Raw genomic sequence first — 18,652 nt, 5'->3', positions numbered from 1 at the left:
TCCTAAGCTGACTTCTTGCGGTCTAATAATACCGCAATTAAGATAACAATCCCTTTGACAACCAGCTGATAAAATGATGAAACGCCAAGCAGATTAAGCCCGTTATTAAGTGTGCCGATGATCAGGACCCCGATCAAAGTGCCGACAATGCGTCCGCGGCCGCCGGAAAGACTTGTCCCTCCTAAGACGACTGCCGCGATAGCATCAAGTTCGTACGATTCTCCCGCAGTCGGCTGGGCCGAATGCAGGCGGGAAGTCAATATGGCACCTGCAAGAGCGGATAAAAGCCCGGCTAAAGAATAGATCATCACTTTCACGCGCGTCACTTTGATGCCTGAAATGAGCGCGGCTTTTTCGTTGCCGCCGATAGCGTACGTTCGGCGGCCGAATGGTGTTTTATGAAGAAGCACCCAAAGGATGACAAAGGCAAGAACCATCGTAATTGCCGGTACAGGAATGCCTAAAAAGTAACCGCGTCCGAACATCTGAAAAGCGTAGTTTGTGCCAAGTCCGGTAATCGGATTTCCATCTGTATACACTAGCGTCAGTCCGCGAAACACAGTCATGGTCGCAAGCGTGGCGATAAAGGGCGCCATTTTTCCTTTAGTAATCAATAATCCGTTGATCATGCCTAGTACGGCACCAATGATACAGCCAAGGATGATCGCGAGAACCGGATCGACACCGGACACAATCATCCCCGCAACTAAAGCACTGGACAGGGCAAGAATAGCGCCGACAGAAAGATCAATGCCGCCTGTCAAAATGACAAAGGTCATCCCGAACGCGATTAATCCGTTAATGGCGACCTGGCGAAGCAGGTTTAAAATATTCAGCGGTTCAAGAAAGCTTGGATTTAAAATAGATACAATGATAACGAGAATAAATAAACCAAGAAACGGGCCGAGTTTTTGCATGACTCCGTCGAAGTGAATCCGTTTTTGTTCTGTTTGCAGTTGTTCCGTTTTCATATTACCGCCCTCCCGTGGCAAGTGTCATAATTCGTTCTTGTGTTGCTTCTCGCGCATGGATTTCTCCGCTGATTCTGCCTTCATGGACAACGATAATCCGATCGCTCATTCCCAGAATTTCAGGCAGCTCTGATGACACCATGATGATTGCGACGCCGCGTTCGGTCAGCTCATTCATCAGCGTATAAATCTCTCGTTTGGCGCCAACATCCACACCTCTGGTCGGCTCATCCAAGATAAGCACTTTCGGTCCGATGCCGATCCACTTGGCTATCACCACTTTTTGCTGGTTTCCTCCTGATAAATGGCGTGCGTGCGTTTCCGGTGATGCTGTTTTGATAGTGAGTCGTTTGATTAACAGATTGACAAATTCAGCCTCCCGCTTATGATCAATGAGACCCTTTGGTGAGAAGCTGGACAGATTGGGCAGGGCAATATTTTCGCGGATCGAGGTGTCGAGCAGAAGCCCTTCATCCTTGCGATTCTCTGTAATAAAGCCGAGACCTTTTTTCACGGCTTCCTGCGGGTTCTTAATAGCCGTTTTTTTCCCAGCGATCCATATCTCACCCGTGTCCAGCCTGTCAACGCCGAACAGCGCTCTCATCATTTCTGTCCGGCCGGCTCCCATTAATCCTGAAACACCGACGATCTCACCGGAACGCACATAAAAGCTGACGTCCTCAAAACTCCCTTTTACGGAAGCATTTTTCACCTCGAATACTTTGTCACCGAGAGAAGGAGTGCGTTTTGGATATCGTTCAGTCAGCTCCCGTCCGACCATTTTTTTGACGACTTCATCAAAATCAGTTTCTGAGATGTTTGTTGTATCTACCGTTTTTCCGTCACGCATGATGGTAATTCTGTCGCAAATCGCAAAAATTTCTTCCATGCGATGCGAAATATAGACAATGGAGACGCCGTTCTTTTTTAACGCTGTAATGACCTCAAAGAGCTTGCTGATTTCACGTTCAGTCAACGCTGCGGTCGGTTCATCCATAATGATTACCTCGGCATTTGTCATAAGCGCTTTTGCGATTTCGATCATTTGCTGCTGTCCGACGGAACATTCGCCGGCTTCTTGATCAAGAGAAAGAGAGACGGAAAGTTTGTCAAATTGCTCTTTTGCTAGCGCTTTCATTTTTCTTGTTTGTAAGACGCCCAGCTTGGAGGATATCTCCTTACCGATAAATAGATTCTCAAGAACGGTCATTTCCGGCCAGATATTCAATTCCTGATGGATAAAGGCTATTCCATGCTGTTCCGCTTCTTTTGGATTGGAAAAATACGTTTCGTTTCCGTTTATGCTGATTTGACCTTTATCTGCTTTGTGCAGGCCTGTCAAAATGTTCATAAGCGTGGACTTGCCGGCGCCGTTTTCTCCCATTAATGCGTGAACCTCGCCAGGCATGAGCTGAAAGGAAACGCCTGACAGCACCTGGTTTTTTCCGAATGTTTTATGAATGTCTTTCATTTCAATCTGCATGTTTCCTCCTCCTTTCTAAAAAAGCACACCCGCCTGCAGGATGCAGTTGGCATATGGTGTGAATTCTCCTGTTCTTATGACTGCCTTTGCTTCTTTTGTCAGCAGCTTAAACTCCTCGTGAGAAAGGTATTCAATCTCTTGTTCAGAGAAAAGATTTTCTAGAAATTTCGCATTCTCCTGATTGGATGCTTTTATTTCAGCTGCAGCAATGACTTTTTCGACCGCCATTTCCTCAGCCAGTACTGCCGCTGTATCTTGGAAAGCCGGAAGGCCCGGCTTCAGTGAAAGATCAATTTTCAAAACGCCGTCAGGAACCGGCAGTCCGGCATCCGCGATGACAATTTTATCAGTGTGGCCAAGGTCGGCTAAAATCTTGGCAAGATGGCTGTTCAGTATACCGTGTTTTTTCATGACAGCAGCTCCTCTACTTTATTTCTTGTCGGCATTCCGCCTTGGGCACCGAAGGAGCAGACAGAAAGGGAAGCGGCACGATTGGCAAACCGCAATGCGGCTTCAATGTCTTTTCCCTCAGCCAGGGCCACGGCAAATGCTGCGTTAAACGTATCACCGGCTCCGGTTGTATCAACGGGCTCTACAGGGAAGGACGGGATGAGCACCTCTTTGCTGCCAGCCGAATAGCGGACGCCTTGTTTTCCTTCCGTAATAAAGAGCTTTGCCGGATAAAGCGCAAGAGCTTCAGAAATGGTAAGATCAGGGAATAAAATCGAAGCCTCGTGTTCATTCGGCGTCAGATAGGTAGCGTGATCAATTGTTTCCTGCTTGAGCGGGCGGGCCGGTGCTGGGTTTAGTATGATCGGGATATCGTGAGAATGGCAGTATTTGCACACCTCATCAACCGTTTCTTCTGGGATTTCCTGCTGAATCAGCACCATATCGACCTTTTCAATCTGTTCGAGCGCGTTTAACGCATACGCTGGGGTGATGTCATCGTTCGCGCCTTTGACAACGACAATGCTGTTGTCGCCTTCAGCAAGCACAATATGAGCGGTTCCGCTTTCCGTATGTGTAACCGGTTCCATATAGTCAGTGCGAACGCCGTTAGCTTTGAGATTATTCAAAATAGCTGTTCCATAATGATCGTCTCCAACCTTGCCGACCATAAACACTTGCGCCCCAAGCCTGGCTGCGGCAACGGCCTGATTTGCTCCTTTGCCGCCCGGCACAGTCTGAAATGACGTGCCAAGAACCGTTTCACCGGCTTTTGGGCGTTTGTCCGAGGTGACCACTAAATCCATAGAACAGCTACCAATCACACAAATATTACGCATCTTAATCTTCCTTTCTTGTCGTCTTTCTTCCTATATAGGTGACAGGCATTTGAATTGCCGTTTCTGCCAGCGGCTGTTTTTTGATGATACCCAAAAGCAGTTTGGCAGCTTCTTTCCCCATATCATATGCGGGCTGTTTAATTGTAGAAAGTGGCGGGAACAGAAGTCCGCTTTGCGGAATGTCATCATAGCCGATAATTTGAATGTCCTCCGGCACGTTTTTTCCGCGCCGCAATGCTTCATGTAAAACGGCAGCGGCTTGAATATCATTACTCGCGATCACACCATCTGTCGCTGGATAAGCGGCAAACAGCTCCTTCGCCATCGATTGTGCATCTTTAATTGAAAATGAAGCCGTCTCAATGACCTGAAAATCAACTTCAGCCTGCTTTAAGATTTCCAAAGCGCCGTTAAAGCGGTCTTGAGCGGTCGGCAGGTGAGCGGGTCCTCTCAAGAGCGTAATGCGCTGGCTTTTTCCGTGAATGATAGCCTGAGCGGCTAACTTTCCTCCTGTATAGCCGTCACTGGACACAGAAGGAGCCCCTTCAAGTGTTCTGTCCAGAAAAACAACTGGATAATTCATGCCGCTGTATTCCTCGAGATCCGGGTAATTTGTTGCGGCAATAATGCCTGCGACATGATTTTGCTTAAAGGTTTGAAGGTATTCAAGTTCTTTTTTCAATTCCTCGTCACTGTTGCCGAAAATAAGGCGATAGCCTTCCCGGTTCAATTCATCTTCCGCACCGCGGGCAAGCTGGGGGAAGAAAGGGTTTGTGATATCCGGGAGCAAAAGTCCGATCAGTCGGGATTCTCTTTTATATAGAGATCTGGCGACTTCATTCGGGTAATAGTTCAGCTTCGCCATCGCCGCTATGACACGCGTTCGTGTTTCTTCGTGTACATAGCCGTTATCATTCAGGACGCGGGAAACCGTCGCAACTGAAACGCCCGCCGCTCCGGCGACATCTTTAATTGTAGCCAAAACAGCTCCTCCTTGTTTATGTAACCGTTTACATAGATAGATTATCATGAACAATCCGAAGTTAGCAATAAAAATATCAAAAGAAATCTAATTGTAAATTGTATATATAATTGAAAAAATTAAGGTTTTCACTCTTTTTTTGACAAAGTCTTCACAAATATGGATGAAGATTTCTTGAACAAATATTAAGTTTTATTAAAATTGTTTCAAAGTCATGCGTTTAGACCTGTAAATGGTGAGAAACAGAAAAGACTATCATCCCAGAAAATGTTTAATTATGTTAGAGAATTCGGACTCGTATGTTTAGCGTTTTCATCTCGAACCTCCTTAGTCATTTTGGAATGGGCCTAATATTGCTTATTCCATGCAGAAAGGATGACATTATGACCTTGTCCTTAAGAAACAGGATAAAATTATTTTGTGTTCATAAGAACCGGAAACACGCATGATAGCAGGAAATGCTTGATAACACAGGCTGAAAAAAAGATTGATTTGAAATGCATATTAAATACAAACACCAGGGTGTGACTATACGTCCAGAAGGATATCAGGGGAAAAATGAAAGCGCATTCTCTTCGATTTTTAAAAAAAGTGATGAGGTATAAGTCCTGCTGTTTTCCAAAAATAGAAAACAGTTTGTAGGTATAAAATCTCTTTCAAAAGAGAAGTTTGGCTTAGTCGATTAGGGAAGATTATGTTACATAATGCCGATTGAGAATTCATAGTGATTCTATATACTGATGAATGAATTTACAACAATATAGAAGGAGATGTCGAAAAGCAATGTGGTTACTCATTATAGCCTGTGCTGTCATACTGGTCATCGGAATATTAGAAAAACGACGACATCAGAAAAACATTGATGCCCTCCCTGTTCGGGTGAATATTAACGGCATCCGCGGAAAATCGACTGTGACAAGGCTGACAACCGGAATATTAATAGAAGCCGGTTACAAGACTGTTGGAAAAACAACAGGAACAGATGCAAGAATGATTTACTGGGACACACCGGAGGAAAAGCCGATTAAACGGAAACCTCAGGGGCCGAATATCGGAGAGCAAAAAGAAGTCATGAGAGAAACAGTAGAAAGAGGGGCTAACGCGATTGTCAGTGAATGCATGGCTGTTAACCCAGATTATCAAATCATCTTTCAGGAAGAACTTCTGCAGGCCAATATCGGCGTCATTGTGAATGTTTTAGAAGACCATATGGATGTCATGGGGCCGACGCTTGATGAAATTGCAGAAGCGTTTACCGCTACAATTCCTTATAATGGCCATCTTGTCATTACAGATAGTGAATATACCGAGTTCTTTAAACAAAAAGCAAAAGAACGAAACACAAAAGTCATCATTGCTGATAACTCAAAAATTACAGATGAGTATTTACGTAAATTTGAATACATGGTATTCCCCGATAACGCTTCTCTGGCGCTGGGTGTGGCTCAAGCACTCGGCATTGACGAAGAAACAGCATTTAAGGGAATGCTGAATGCGCCGCCAGATCCGGGAGCAATGAGAATTCTTCCGCTGATCAGTCCGAGCGAGCCTGGGCACTTTGTTAATGGGTTTGCCGCAAACGACGCTTCTTCTACTTTGAATATATGGAAACGTGTAAAAGAAATCGGTTACCCGACCGATGATCCGATCATCATCATGAACTGCCGCGCAGACCGTGTCGATCGGACACAGCAATTCGCAAATGACGTATTGCCTTATATTGAAGCAAGTGAACTGATCTTAATCGGTGAAACAACAGAACCGATCGTAAAAGCCTACGAAGAAGGCAAAATTCCTGCAGACAAACTGCATGATCTAGAGTATAAGTCAACAGATGAAATTATGGAATTGTTAAAGAAAAGAATGCACAACCGTGTCATATATGGCGTCGGCAATATTCATGGTGCCGCAGAGCCTTTAATTGAAAAAATCCACGAATACAAGGTTAAGCAGCTCGTAAGCTAGGGGGAAATGCAAACATGTTCGGATCAGATTTATACATCGCACTAATTTTAGGTGTACTACTCAGTTTAATTTTTGCGGAAAAAACAGGGATCGTGCCGGCAGGACTTGTTGTACCGGGATATTTAGGACTTGTGTTTAATCAGCCGGTCTTTATTTTACTTGTTTTGCTAGTGAGCTTGCTCACTTATGTTATCGTGAAATACGGTTTATCCAAATTTATGATTTTGTACGGACGCAGAAAATTCGCTGCCATGCTAATAACAGGGATCGTCCTAAAAATCGCGTTTGATTTTCTATACCCGATTGTACCATTTGAAATCGCAGAATTTCGAGGAATCGGCATCATCGTGCCAGGTTTAATTGCCAATACCATTCAGAAACAAGGTTTAACCATTACGTTCGGAAGCACGCTGCTATTGAGCGGAGCGACCTTTGCTATCATGTTTGTTTACTACTTAATTTAATGTAAGGTGTGTCAAACGATGAAAAAAGAACTGAGCTTTCATGAAAAGCTGCTAAAGCTGACAAAACAGCAAAAAAAGAAAACCAATAAGCACGTATTTATTGCCATTCCGATCGTTTTTGTCCTTATGTTCGCTTTCATGTGGGCGGGAAAAGCGGAAACGCCGAAGGTCAAAACGTATTCTGACGACGTACTCTCAGCCTCATTTGTAGGCGATATTATGATGGGACGCTATGTTGAAAAAGTAACGGAGCAAAAAGGGGCAGACAGTATTTTTCAATATGTTGAACCGATCTTTAGAGCCTCGGATTATGTAGCAGGAAACTTTGAAAACCCGGTAACCTATCAAAAGAATTATAAACAAGCAGATAAAGAGATTCATCTGCAGACGAATAAGGAATCAGTGAAAGTCTTGAAGGATATGAATTTCACGGTTCTCAACAGCGCAAACAACCACGCAATGGATTACGGCGTTCAGGGCATGAAAGATACGCTTGGAGAATTTGCGAAGCAAAACCTTGATATCGTTGGAGCGGGATACAGCTTAAGTGATGCGAAAAAGAAAATTTCGTACCAGAAAGTCAACGGGGTAACGATTGCGACGCTTGGCTTTACCGATGTGTCCGGGAAAGGTTTCGCGGCTAAAAAGAATACGCCGGGCGTGCTGCCCGCAGATCCTGAAATCTTCATCCCTATGATTTCAGAAGCGAAAAAACATGCGGACATCGTTGTTGTGCAGTCACACTGGGGCCAAGAGTATGACAATGATCCAAACGACCGCCAGCGCCAGCTTGCAAGAGCCATGTCTGATGCGGGAGCTGACATCATCGTCGGCCATCACCCGCACGTCTTAGAACCGATTGAAGTATATAACGGAACCGTCATTTTCTACAGCCTCGGCAACTTTGTCTTTGACCAGGGCTGGACGAGAACAAGAGACAGTGCACTGGTTCAGTATCACCTGAAGAAAAATGGAACAGGCCGCTTTGAAGTGACACCGATCGACATCCATGAAGCGACACCTGCACCTGTGAAAAAAGACAGCCTTAAACAGAAAACCATTATTCGCGAACTGACGAAAGACTCTAATTTCGCTTGGAAACTAGAAGACGGAAAACTGACGTTTGATATTGATCATAGTGACAAACTAAAATCTAAATAATCGGAGTGATAAAGATGAAATTTGTCAAAGCCATCTGGCCGTTTGTTGCCGTAGCCATCGTGTTCATGTTTATGTCAGCTTTTAAATTCAATGATCAGCTGACAGATCAGGAAAAACAGAAGATTGATATGGAAATGAATAAAATCCAACAGCAGGAAGAACCGGTAAACGCCAATAAATAATTCAAAAAAGAGAGTGTCTGATGAGACACTCTCTTTTTATTTGCCCAGCATATTCATTCTGTAAAAATATTAAAAAGTCTCTTAACATATTCAAAAAAATACCGATGTTAAAACTGCAAAAAGAGGAGGAGATAATAAAAGTGAACACACTGGCAAACTGGAAGAAGTTTTTGCTTGTGGCGGTTATCATTTGTTTTTTGGTTCCAATTATGACAAAAGCGGAGATTGCGGAAGCTGATACATCATCAGAATTGATTGTCAGCGAAGCAAAAAACCTGCTTGGATATCAGTATAAATATGGCGGGGAAACGCCGAAAGAGGGTTTCGATCCATCAGGATTGATACAATATGTGTTCAGTAAGGCTGATATTCATCTGCCGAGATCTGTAAACGACCAGTATAAAATCGGAACAGCTGTAAAGCCGGAAAACCTGAAGCCGGGTGATATTTTGTTTTTCAAGAAAGAGGGAAGCAACGGCACTGTTCCGACACATGACGCCCTTTATATCGGAGACGGCCAAATGGTTCACAGTACACAGTCAAAAGGGGTTATCATCACCAATTACAAAAAAAGCAGCTATTGGAGCGGAACTTATATCGGGGCGAGAAGAATCGCTGCCGATCCGGCAACGGCTGATGTTCCTGTCGTTCAGGAGGCCGAAAAATATATCGGTGTCCCATATGTGTTTGGCGGAAGCACGCCGTCAGAGGGCTTTGATTGCTCGGGGCTTGTGCAATATGTGTTTCAACAGGCACTCGGCATTTATCTGCCGCGATCAGCAGAACAGCAGTGGGCAGTGGGCGAGAAGGTAGCCCCTCAGAACATAAAGCCTGGTGATGTCGTCTATTTCAGCAATACGTATAAAACGGGAATTTCACATGCAGGCATTTATGCGGGCGCAGGCAGGTTCATCCAGGCAAGCCGGTCAGAAAAAGTAACCATTTCCTATTTGTCAGAGGATTACTGGAAATCGAAGATGACGGGTATTCGCCGATTTGACAACCTGACAATCCCGAAAGAAAATCCGATTGTTTCCGAAGCGACGCTTTATGTCGGAGAAGTACCTTACAAACAGGGCGGAGTAACACCTGAGACAGGATTTGATACAGCTGGATTTGTCCAATATGTATACCAGAAAGCAGCCGGTATTTCCCTGCATCGATACGCAACAAGCCAGTACAATGCCGGAACTAAGATTGAGAAGGCGGACCTGAAGCCGGGAGACATTGTGTTCTTTCAATCAACAAGCTTAAATCCCTCCATCTATATCGGAAACGGACAAGTTGTTCATGTCACATTATCAAACGGCGTGACCATCACCAATATGAAAACGAGCACCTATTGGAAGGATAAATACGCAGGAAGTATACGGGTGCAATAAAAGAAAAAGACTCCAATCTCTGGAGTCTTTTCTTTATGCATATTGTCCTGAAAGAAGCTGGTCTATAAAGTAGGCCACACCATTTTCGTCATTGCTTTTTGTGACAAAGGTGCTTTTTTCTTTTAATTCATCAATCGCATTTTCCATGGCGATACGGTGTCCGGCGACTTCAAACATGGACAAATCGTTTGGACTATCGCCGATCGCATAGATATCCTGTGTTTCAATTCCGTATATGTCCGCCAGCTTTGTTAACGCGCGTCCTTTTCCTGACGAGGCCGGCAGGATTTCGATAATATGTTTTCCTGAAGAGGTTTGCGCCAGTTTTTTATGATGCTTCAGTTCTTCCTTCGCTTGTTTCAGCTTGTCCATATCAAAGGAGAAGCAAAGAAGCTTATAAATGTTTTCACCGCCGTCAAAAACCGATTCGATATGAGGAATTGGTTTAATGCCAAACTGTTTGAATTGAGTCATGGCTCCTTGCCACAAGTCATCCGTCTGCTCGTTTGGGTTTGCGCTCTTTAGAATGTCAAGCTCCGCGTGCAGCTTAGCTTCGCCGTCAAAAGGAGAAAGCAGATGGTCATCTGTATATACCTCAAAGTAAATGTTTTTTGAAAGTAAGTAATCAGCAATCGCTTTACCGGCTTCCTGATCCATTAATGTCCGGCTGATCAAACGGTAACCCGTGTCATGGATCGTGCCGCCATTAGCTGCAATGATAGGGATGTCCAAGTCATCCAGCAGCGCTTTTACATCAAATGTCGCTCTTCCCGTGCAAATGGTGACGAGGATGCCGGCATCAACGGCCCGCTTGATCGCCTCTCTGTTTTCCGCAGAAATGACGCTTTCTTTATTCAGTAATGTTCCGTCTAGATCAATCGCAATACATTTCATATGTAGGGGAACCTCCTTAAAAATGAAGCTGCTTCGTGTAGTATGTTCAGCTTGCCTGTGAAACATAATCCATATAAATTAAGGCTAATCGTTACTTTGATAATTTTCAACAAATTGAGCGAAAAAAACGGAATGGCAGTAAACCATTCCGGTAAAATTAGTTGTTTATGTCATTTTTCAGTTCGGTTTTTACTTCTTCTAGCTTATCACTATTTAGTTTCAAATAATAAAGTTTTTTTCGCTCACGAGAGCTGTAGAGATACATGTCAGATCCGGTAAGTTGTTCAGTATCAACTGATTTTAATGAAGCTATAAAAGGAAATAAACCGATTGCATCATTTAACGATAAATTCATCTTTAAATTTTCCCCTAAACTATCAACGATATCATCATATGCTGGTATAGAGCTCAATGATTTCGATTTTTTTATAATGGCATTTAGAACTTCCATCTGTCTTTGGCCGCGTTGAAAATCTGTATCAGCTTTACGTGTCCTTACATAAGCTAGTGCTTCTTCACCGTTTAGTGTTTGAACGCCAGTTTTTAATATAACTTTTCCTTTTGTATCTTTTTTAATTTGATTAACTATTTTTTCACTTTCCACATTTATACTAACTCCATTTAATTCATCCACAACATCTTTAAAAGCGTCAAAATTACTTTCTATTACATAATCTACTGGAATATCTAGAAGGTTTTCAACTGTTTTCGCCGAGAGTTTTACTCCTCCGTATGCATGGGCATGTGTAAATTTATCATATCCATAACCAGGGATGTTAACATAAGAATCTCTCGGTATACTTAACATTGTTGCTGATTTATTTTTTCGATTAAAGGTTACTAAGACATTAGCGTCACTTCGAGCATCGTCAACCGTCTCACCTTTGAAATCTCTTGAATCAATTCCTAGAAGTAATACAGTAAATGAGTCTTTTTTTGGATCAAATTCTTTGATACGTTTAACGGATTGACCATTGTCATTTAGATCAATATGTGCTTGTTTTGACGCATTGTTCAACTTTATATAAGCATACGTACTAATTGAACCAGTCACAATAATTAGAATAGCAAATAAACCAATTGTGAATTTCACCCATTTTTTCAGACGTCTCTTTTTCTTCTTGTGTTGTAATCGTTCCTCCATATCAATACCTCACGTTTCCTTAATATTTGAAGCTTACCATTTTATTTGTTGTAGCAAAACTTAAAAAAGGAATTTTTAGAAAAAAATACCTATATGTTAGTATTAGACAAATAAGATTACGGATGTGTAGAACTACCTTTATTAGACGCCGCAGCAGGTAAAATGTTTCGGCGACATTGAAAAAAATACAAGTAAATGATTGGAAAACTTATGATCAGCAAAATAAAAAGGTTTAATGGATGGAAAAAGAGGCTAAAAGTTTTCTAAAAAAATCCCACAGACAATGTCATTGCAGCTGATGGAGAAAGGGAGTCATCTTTATGAAAAAGCAGTCAAATATATGGCTTTATTTTTTCGGAGCTCTTGGAGGCGCGTTATATGGCTATGATACCGGAGTGATTTCCGGAGCTATTTTATTTATGAAAAAGGAGTTAGGCTTAAACGCGTTTACAGAAGGTCTTGTTGTCAGCTCCTTGCTGGTTGGGGCGATATTGGGCTCAGGAGCGGCCGGCAAGCTGACTGACCGTTTCGGAAGAAAAAAAGCAATTATGGCAGCCGCGCTGCTGTTTTGTATAGGCGGTCTTGGTGTGGCACTGGCCCCAAATACAGGAGTCATGGTGCTGTTTCGCATCATTTTGGGACTTGCAGTCGGAACATCGACGACAATCGTGCCCCTTTATTTATCTGAACTGGCGCCAAAACATAAACGCGGGGCGCTGTCATCACTGAATCAGCTGATGATCACGGTCGGCATCCTTCTTTCTTACATTGTCAATTACATATTTGCCGATGCCGAAGCGTGGCGCTGGATGCTTGGATTGGCTGCTGTGCCGTCATTGCTCTTGCTCATTGGCATTTTGTTTATGCCGGAGAGCCCGCGCTGGCTGTTCACGAATGGCGAAGAAAGCAAAGCGAAGAACATTCTTGAAAAATTGCGTGGCACAAAAGATATTGATCAGGAAATACATGATATAAAAGAAGCGGAAAAGCAGGATGAAGGCGGCCTGAAGGAGCTGTTCGATCCATGGGTGCGCCCAGCACTTATTGCCGGTTTGGGACTCGCTTTTTTGCAGCAATTTATCGGAACGAATACGATCATCTACTATGCGCCAAAGACCTTTACAAACGTCGGATTCGGAAACTCCGCTTCGATTTTAGGCACGGTCGGAATCGGCACAGTCAATGTTGTCATGACATTAGTAGCGATTAAAATCATCGACAAGATTGGAAGAAAGCCGTTACTGCTATTCGGGAATGCGGGCATGGTGATCAGCTTGATCGTTCTCGCTTTAGTAAATCTCTTTTTCGATAACACTCCGGCTGCCTCATGGACGACCGTCATTTGTTTAGGCGTGTTTATCGTTGTCTTTGCGGTCAGCTGGGGACCGGTTGTATGGGTGATGCTTCCTGAATTGTTCCCGCTTCATGTCAGAGGAATCGGGACCGGTGTTTCGACCTTAATGTTGCACGTTGGGACACTGATTGTTTCACTAACCTATCCAATATTAATGGAAGCGATCGGAATCAGTTATTTATTCCTGATTTATGCCGCGATCGGTATCATGGCGTTCTTATTTGTCCGATTTAAAGTGACAGAGACAAAGGGAAAAAGCCTTGAAGAAATTGAGCAGGATTTACGGGACAAAAACGGACAGGGAGGATCGGCCGGAAAACAGCAGACTGTTGGGACATAAAAAAGGGTGCGCGATCATGCGCACCCTTTTGATTGCTTACTTTCCCACCGTGCCAAAGTTAATGATTTTAAAAGAAATATCGTACTTAAAATCAGCCTCAGAAAATATTTCATCCCAATGCCCTTTTACTTTATTCCAGTAGTCAGGGTGTTGAATCCTTATGTGGTCTGATAAAAAGACCGGATCGGTTTTATACTCGTGCTGCAGTTTATCCATCACCTGCTTTACATCTCGTTCAAGCTTTTTTTCAAAAATGTTTTCCAGCCTGTGCAAATAACTTTTGCTGAACGAGTTTTCATTCGGGTTTTGGTCTTCTGTCAGGATGCCCTTCGTTTTAACAGAAATATGAAAGACAGGTTTTCCGTTTTCAATGACCGGCTTAATTTTCGTTTTCGACTTTTTAATTTCAAACGTAATCGGATGTCCTTTATCTGTCGTTGGCATGACACCGCCTTGGATCGTCCCCATGACCCATGTCAGTGTTTGGGTTTCATCAGCTGAAAGAAACCCAACGAGTTTATTGCTGCCTCTTTTGATAACGCCTGAACCGTCATACTTGGCTTTTCCCTTTTGGTTTTTCACGGCTTGAATAAGATAACTGTACCCGTTCTGAGAGTATATAGATGCTCTGCCGATGCGCAGCGGTATCATAATCTTACCGTTATATCCGCTGTGAGTTGTCAAATCAATCAGTTTTTCTGAGGGCATCGGCTGCTGCTGATTGGGGTTTCCTTTTGTGAAAACATCAGCTGCATTCCCTCTGGCTGCCATCAAATAGCTGCTTCGCCGCAGCTCATCATCCCGGATAAAGTGGTTAAAGACTTGGTCTACATTTTGATTCCTCATCAGTTTTTCTCCCAAAAGAATCACTTTTAAATGATCGCTATAAACAGGAGGGTCCTTGATGGATACATCACTGACTGCTTCCAGAATAGTTTTCCCGTAGGACGTCACATTGACAAATTCGGGTTTTCCGGATGCTTGGCTGTCTTCGCTTTGGGGAAGAAGGTTTTGATACGTCAGTTTGTACTGGTGATCATCTGTCTCATCGATCGCCAGCCCTCTGGCGAAAGATAGTTTCTCAATATTTTTGACATCCCAGCACCCGCAGAGAACCTGCAGCATAAGAAACATGACTGCGAGTTTTGTTGCTGTTTTCATTGCAGCTGACCCCTCCCAAGTTTTTTCTGTACCCAGCTTAAAAGCCAGACGAAGAATGGAATTGCAATCACAATTAAGAAAGCATATCCAAGAAGCGTCCCGTAATAAAAAACGTCATTCAAGTCCTTGGGATACATCGTTATGAAAAACGTCGCAACCAGCATTGCAGTCAGCAGCCAAGCATTGTTTTTATTTTTTAGATGAAAGATTTCCGTTAACCCGATATGGGCGCCTTTGAAGGATCCGAGCATACAGGTAAATTGCTGAGCTGTCCAGGTCAGCTGTAAAAACAGATCAAATCGTTCAATAAAAATACCCGGAACCTCTAATGCGTGAATGAGGGAAATGGTCGGCCATGTCACCGTTTTTGCCTCAGCCACAGTCATACAGCCAATCACAATGAACAAAGTAATGCTGTAGAACACTGTAGAAGTCCCGATCCCAAAAGCAACAGCCTTTTTCGCTTGCTTCGGATCTCTCATAAATGGGACGAGATAAAAGATGATTTCAAATCCTGAGAAATATAAAAGTGTTTTTGGGAATAAAGAGAAAAAACTTTGATAGCCTCCTTCAAAAACAGGCCGGATAAAATCGAACTGGAACAAGCGAAAGCTGAACATCAAAAGCATCATAAAAATAATAAGGGTTATAGGAAAAATATAAGCGTATACTTTTGCAATTGAATAAACGCCTCCGCCCACATGATAGATGGCAACTGCAAGAAATATAAACACCACAACTGCCATTGGCGTATTTTTCAACAAAAAGAATCCGACAACCTCTCCCAAAATCCGAGCTTGAAAGCAAACAATCCCAATGAAATATAGACAGATATATAAATTCAATAGAAAGCCGATGAATTTTCCAGCTACAATGCTGTTGAGCTTAAAAAGAGTTTTTTCGCTGTTTTTTTGAAGGAAAGGCAAAAAAAGCAGAACAATGATAATAAAAATAACGCCCTGCAGCAGTATCATAAGCCATCCGCTCGGACTGCCGGTTTCGGCAGCTGAGCGGGGAAGGGTTAGGACCCCGGCACCGATCAGTGTGCTGCTGATCATAATGAGCGTCTGCATAAATGTCAGTTTATGCTCTGATTTCCTCATAGCCATCACCTTTGTCTGATGTTATCTTCAGGATCGTTTCGTGTCGGTCTTCTTTTTAAAAACATCGTGGGAATACGGATGACTGTGTCTTTCAAATCCTGTCCAGGCTGCGCCATGATCGGGATAATGTAATCCTGTCCAAAGCTTTTCAGGCGCATGAGATGGCCGATCACAAACAGATAAACCATTATAACGCCATACATGCCAAGCGCTGTTGCACTTATCATAACCCCGATCCGAATGATCCGCAGCGGAAAGTTATAGGCGTATGAAGGAACGGTAAAGGATGCCAGTGCTGTGACAGAAACGACAATGACCATAAGCGCACTGACAATTTGTGCCTGAACAGCTGCCTGTCCGATGACGACCCCGCCGATAAGGCCAATTGTCTGTCCAATCGGCTTAGGCAGCCTTAATCCGGCTTCTCGAATCAATTCGATCGTAAAGATCATGATAAAGGCCTCTATAAAAGGCGGGAACGGTACGTTAAGCCTGCTGCCTGCAATGGAAATGGCCATTCTAGTCGGCAATAGCCCGGTGTGAAAAGAAACGAGAGAAATATACAGACCGGGCAAATAAATGGTGATCAGGATGCTGGAATAACGAAGAAGGCGTACAAGTGACATTGGGATCCAGCGCTGGCTGTAATCATCGGGCGAATGAATAAATTCGTCAACCGTAGCCGGTACAATCAAAGCAAACGGCGTACCATCCACTAATATGGACACTCGTCCTTCTAATAGAGCAGCCTCTACACGATCTGGCCGTTCTGTACTTAAAATCGTGGGGAAAATTGAAAATGGTTCGTCTTCAATCAGCTGTTCAAGCGTCCCCGATTCCGGCAAATTATCTATATTGACTGATTTCAGCCTTTTAAACACTTCTTTGACGACATAATCGGGGGCGATATCCTGAATATAAGCGACAGCGATTTTCTTTTTCGTCCTTTTTCCGAGTGTCATTTCTTTGATGACAAGATTAGGGTCACTCGTCCGTTCACGTAAAAGCGCCGTGTTTGTCCGCAGTTTTTCAATAAATCCTATTTTAGGGCCGCGTTCCACGACTTCGGAGGAGGGTTCATCAAGACTGCGTGTTGCGACTGACTTTGTGTCGAAAGCTAATCCTCCGCGATAGCCATCAGCGAGCAAAATGGCTTGCCCTGAAAAAACGAGTTGCTCTATTTCTTTCATTGTAGAAACAACGCTGTGGTGAAAGCCGAAAAAAAAGGCGGATAAGTCTTCAATCGAGCTTTCCTTATGGGCTAACGCCTCTTTTTGTAAAGGAGAAATGACGTATTGCGCCAGCATTTTATTCTCTGTCAGACCGTCAATATACAGTAAACACGCCTTTTGTCTGCTATCTCCGAAAGCAAATGTATAAAACATCATATCGTCGTTTTGTCCCAATGTTTTTTTCAGTGTGTCTAAATTGTTCTGGAGATCAGAGTCGATTTGCATAGTTTCTCTCCTTCGTAAACAGATTGACGGTTTTTATTAATTTGTATCAAAAAAGGAGAATTATTCTTATCGAGGAAAAGGCTGAAACAAAGCTTCTTTTCGACGTGATATAATAGATAGGAAGCGTTTTCTTTGAAGGGGTAATGAAAAGATGATGCTTTGTACATATGTTGTCATCGGAAAAAGACAGCTTATACGGGCGTTTGTAAGAGGGGCGCACCGGGAAAATGATGATCAGTTATTTACAGGGGAGGGGTACGGATCATGACGCAATCACCGATTTTTCTAACGCCTGTGTTTAAAGAAAAAATCTGGGGCGGAACCGCTTTACGAGATAGATTTGGATACAGTATTCCTTCAGAATCAACGGGGGAATGCTGGGTCATTTCCGCTCATCCAAAAGGACCGAGCACTGTTGCAAATGGCCCGTATAAAGGAAAGACATTGATCGAGCTTTGGGAAGAGCACCGTGAAGTATTCGGCGGCATAGAGGGGGATCGGTTTCCGCTTCTGACAAAGCTGCTGGATGTGAAGGAAGATACGTCAATTAAAGTTCACCCTGATGATTACTATGCCGGAGAAAACGAAGAGGGAGAACTCGGCAAGACGGAATGCTGGTACATTATCGACTGTAAGGAAAACGCAGAAATCATTTACGGGCATACGGCCCGCTCAAAAACCGAACTTGTCACAATGATCAACAGCGGTGACTGGGAGGGCCTGCTGCGAAGAATCAAAATTAAACCGGGTGATTTCTATTATGTGCCGAGCGGAACGCTGCACGCATTGTGCAAGGGGGCCCTTGTTTTAGAGACTCAGCAAAATTCAGATGCCACATACCGGGTGTACGATTATGACCGTCTTGATAGCAACGGAAGTCCGAGAGAGCTTCATTTTGCCAAAGCGGTCAATGCCGCCACGGTTCCCCATGTGGACGGGTATATAGATGAATCGACCGAATCAAGAAAAGGCATAACCATTAAAACGTTTGTTCAAGGGGAATATTTTTCGGTGTATAAATGGGACATCAATGGCGAAGCTGAAATGGCTCAGGATGAATCCTTTCTGATTTGCAGCGTGATAGAAGGAAGCGGTTTGCTCAAGTATGAGGACAAAACATGTCCGCTCAAAAAAGGTGATCACTTTATTTTGCCGGCTCAAATGCCCGATTTTACGATAAAAGGAACTTGTACCCTTATCGTGTCTCATATTTAAACTTAATCTCACTTCGAGATTAAGTTTTTTTTATTAGAAAATGGAAGTGATTCACCTATAAATGAAGCATGCGCGTGCCGATAAATAAACTAGTTTTATATACTC

The 18,652-nt window shown here is 43.4% G+C and carries 17 protein-coding genes; 7 read left to right on the top strand and 10 right to left on the bottom strand.

From position 1 onward, the window contains the following. Positions 1 to 2: 2 nt before the first annotated feature. The 5 genes from rbsC to MKY50_RS18485 are packed head-to-tail and all read right to left on the bottom strand — an operon-like array spanning position 3 to position 4,725. Positions 3 to 971 (bottom strand): ribose ABC transporter permease RbsC, encoded by a 969-nt coding sequence (rbsC, locus tag MKY50_RS18505; protein ID WP_003227873.1) that lies wholly within the window; start codon positions 969 to 971, stop codon positions 3 to 5. A gap of 1 nt (position 972) precedes the next feature. After that, positions 973 to 2,454: a ribose ABC transporter ATP-binding protein RbsA gene (rbsA, locus tag MKY50_RS18500; RefSeq protein ID WP_341117095.1), complete on the bottom strand. Its 1,482-nt coding sequence runs from the start codon at positions 2,452 to 2,454 to the stop codon at positions 973 to 975. Between the two features lie 15 nt (positions 2,455 to 2,469). Beyond that, positions 2,470 to 2,865: a D-ribose pyranase gene (rbsD, locus tag MKY50_RS18495; protein WP_087614750.1), complete on the bottom strand. Its 396-nt coding sequence runs from the start codon at positions 2,863 to 2,865 to the stop codon at positions 2,470 to 2,472. Then, entirely contained in the window at positions 2,862 to 3,743 is an 882-nt protein-coding gene (gene rbsK / locus MKY50_RS18490) for a ribokinase (RefSeq protein WP_024572787.1), read from the bottom strand. The genes rbsD and rbsK overlap by 4 nt, the downstream gene beginning before the upstream one ends. A gap of 1 nt (position 3,744) precedes the next feature. Continuing rightward, a complete protein-coding gene (locus MKY50_RS18485; protein WP_032722637.1) occupies positions 3,745 to 4,725 on the bottom strand; it encodes a LacI family DNA-binding transcriptional regulator in 981 nt (326 codons plus the stop codon). A gap of 783 nt (positions 4,726 to 5,508) precedes the next feature. Between MKY50_RS18485 and pgsB the strand changes: the two genes are divergently transcribed. The 5 genes from pgsB to pgdS all read left to right on the top strand — a co-directional run bounded on the left by pgsB (position 5,509) and on the right by pgdS (position 9,879). Beyond that, positions 5,509 to 6,690: a poly-gamma-glutamate synthase PgsB gene (gene pgsB / locus MKY50_RS18480; protein WP_003227883.1), complete on the top strand. Its 1,182-nt coding sequence runs from the start codon at positions 5,509 to 5,511 to the stop codon at positions 6,688 to 6,690. 14 nt (positions 6,691 to 6,704) lie between these two features. Further along, entirely contained in the window at positions 6,705 to 7,154 is a 450-nt protein-coding gene (gene pgsC / locus MKY50_RS18475; protein ID WP_003227889.1) for a poly-gamma-glutamate biosynthesis protein PgsC, read from the top strand. 18 nt (positions 7,155 to 7,172) lie between these two features. Beyond that, complete coding sequence (gene pgsA / locus MKY50_RS18470; protein WP_221777251.1) at positions 7,173 to 8,315, top strand: capsular polyglutamate synthetase PgsA; 1,143 nt, start codon at positions 7,173 to 7,175, stop codon at positions 8,313 to 8,315. A 14-nt stretch (positions 8,316 to 8,329) separates the two neighbouring features. Continuing rightward, positions 8,330 to 8,497 (top strand): extrachromosomal elements maintenance protein EdmS, encoded by a 168-nt coding sequence (gene edmS / locus MKY50_RS18465; protein ID WP_003227896.1) that lies wholly within the window; start codon positions 8,330 to 8,332, stop codon positions 8,495 to 8,497. Positions 8,498 to 8,637: 140 nt separating this feature from the next. Continuing rightward, complete coding sequence (gene pgdS / locus MKY50_RS18460; protein WP_341117340.1) at positions 8,638 to 9,879, top strand: gamma-DL-glutamyl hydrolase; 1,242 nt, start codon at positions 8,638 to 8,640, stop codon at positions 9,877 to 9,879. A 33-nt stretch (positions 9,880 to 9,912) separates the two neighbouring features. Here the strand turns inward: pgdS and ywtE are convergent, their stop codons facing one another. Further along, positions 9,913 to 10,773 carry a 5-amino-6-(5-phospho-D-ribitylamino)uracil phosphatase YwtE gene (ywtE, locus tag MKY50_RS18455; protein WP_003244395.1) on the bottom strand — a complete coding sequence of 287 codons (861 nt, stop codon included), beginning with the start codon at positions 10,771 to 10,773 and terminating at the stop codon, positions 9,913 to 9,915. A 157-nt stretch (positions 10,774 to 10,930) separates the two neighbouring features. After that, complete coding sequence (locus MKY50_RS18450; protein ID WP_116315778.1) at positions 10,931 to 11,917, bottom strand: LCP family protein; 987 nt, start codon at positions 11,915 to 11,917, stop codon at positions 10,931 to 10,933. 320 nt (positions 11,918 to 12,237) lie between these two features. On the opposite strand from MKY50_RS18450, the gene MKY50_RS18445 reads away from it, so the two are divergent. Beyond that, positions 12,238 to 13,611, top strand: coding sequence for a sugar porter family MFS transporter (locus tag MKY50_RS18445; RefSeq protein ID WP_024571920.1), 1,374 nt, complete (start codon positions 12,238 to 12,240; stop codon positions 13,609 to 13,611). A gap of 36 nt (positions 13,612 to 13,647) precedes the next feature. Here the strand turns inward: MKY50_RS18445 and gerBC are convergent, their stop codons facing one another. Genes gerBC through gerBA form a run of 3 tightly spaced genes read right to left on the bottom strand, consistent with a single transcriptional unit; the run spans position 13,648 to position 17,332 of the window. Further along, complete coding sequence (gene gerBC / locus MKY50_RS18440) at positions 13,648 to 14,772, bottom strand: spore germination protein GerBC (RefSeq protein WP_024571919.1); 1,125 nt, start codon at positions 14,770 to 14,772, stop codon at positions 13,648 to 13,650. Further along, positions 14,769 to 15,875, bottom strand: a complete 1,107-nt coding sequence (gene gerBB / locus MKY50_RS18435) for a spore germination protein GerBB (protein WP_024571918.1) — start codon at positions 15,873 to 15,875, stop codon at positions 14,769 to 14,771. The genes gerBC and gerBB overlap by 4 nt, the downstream gene beginning before the upstream one ends. A 5-nt stretch (positions 15,876 to 15,880) precedes the next feature. Next, positions 15,881 to 17,332, bottom strand: a complete 1,452-nt coding sequence (gene gerBA / locus MKY50_RS18430) for a spore germination protein GerBA (protein ID WP_086344390.1) — start codon at positions 17,330 to 17,332, stop codon at positions 15,881 to 15,883. Between the two features lie 264 nt (positions 17,333 to 17,596). Between gerBA and manA the strand changes: the two genes are divergently transcribed. Continuing rightward, a complete protein-coding gene (gene manA / locus MKY50_RS18425; protein WP_341117093.1) occupies positions 17,597 to 18,547 on the top strand; it encodes a mannose-6-phosphate isomerase, class I in 951 nt (316 codons plus the stop codon). Positions 18,548 to 18,652 lie beyond the last annotated feature (105 nt).

The sequence above is a fragment of the Bacillus sp. FSL R7-0685 genome, assembly GCF_038002425.1.
Classification (GTDB): Bacteria; Bacillota; Bacilli; order Bacillales; family Bacillaceae; genus Bacillus; species Bacillus subtilis.
The sequence above is the reverse complement of the archived record's forward strand: the minus strand, read 5'-3'. Positions and strand labels throughout refer to the sequence as shown.

Coding starts and splice junctions, on each gene's coding strand:
- rbsC (WP_003227873.1), bottom strand. CDS start 971: ATGAAAACGGAACAACTGCAAACAGAACAAAAACGGATTCACTTCGAC.
- rbsA (WP_341117095.1), bottom strand. CDS start 2,454: ATGCAGATTGAAATGAAAGACATTCATAAAACATTCGGAAAAAACCAG.
- rbsD (WP_087614750.1), bottom strand. CDS start 2,865: ATGAAAAAACACGGTATACTGAACAGCCATCTTGCCAAGATTTTAGCC.
- rbsK (WP_024572787.1), bottom strand. CDS start 3,743: ATGCGTAATATTTGTGTGATTGGTAGCTGTTCTATGGATTTAGTGGTC.
- pgsB (WP_003227883.1), top strand. CDS start 5,509: ATGTGGTTACTCATTATAGCCTGTGCTGTCATACTGGTCATCGGAATA.
- pgsC (WP_003227889.1), top strand. CDS start 6,705: ATGTTCGGATCAGATTTATACATCGCACTAATTTTAGGTGTACTACTC.
- pgsA (WP_221777251.1), top strand. CDS start 7,173: ATGAAAAAAGAACTGAGCTTTCATGAAAAGCTGCTAAAGCTGACAAAA.
- edmS (WP_003227896.1), top strand. CDS start 8,330: ATGAAATTTGTCAAAGCCATCTGGCCGTTTGTTGCCGTAGCCATCGTG.
- ywtE (WP_003244395.1), bottom strand. CDS start 10,773: ATGAAATGTATTGCGATTGATCTAGACGGAACATTACTGAATAAAGAA.
- MKY50_RS18450 (WP_116315778.1), bottom strand. CDS start 11,917: ATGGAGGAACGATTACAACACAAGAAGAAAAAGAGACGTCTGAAAAAA.
- MKY50_RS18445 (WP_024571920.1), top strand. CDS start 12,238: ATGAAAAAGCAGTCAAATATATGGCTTTATTTTTTCGGAGCTCTTGGA.
- gerBC (WP_024571919.1), bottom strand. CDS start 14,772: ATGAAAACAGCAACAAAACTCGCAGTCATGTTTCTTATGCTGCAGGTT.
- gerBB (WP_024571918.1), bottom strand. CDS start 15,875: ATGAGGAAATCAGAGCATAAACTGACATTTATGCAGACGCTCATTATG.
- gerBA (WP_086344390.1), bottom strand. CDS start 17,332: ATGCAAATCGACTCTGATCTCCAGAACAATTTAGACACACTGAAAAAA.
- manA (WP_341117093.1), top strand. CDS start 17,597: ATGACGCAATCACCGATTTTTCTAACGCCTGTGTTTAAAGAAAAAATC.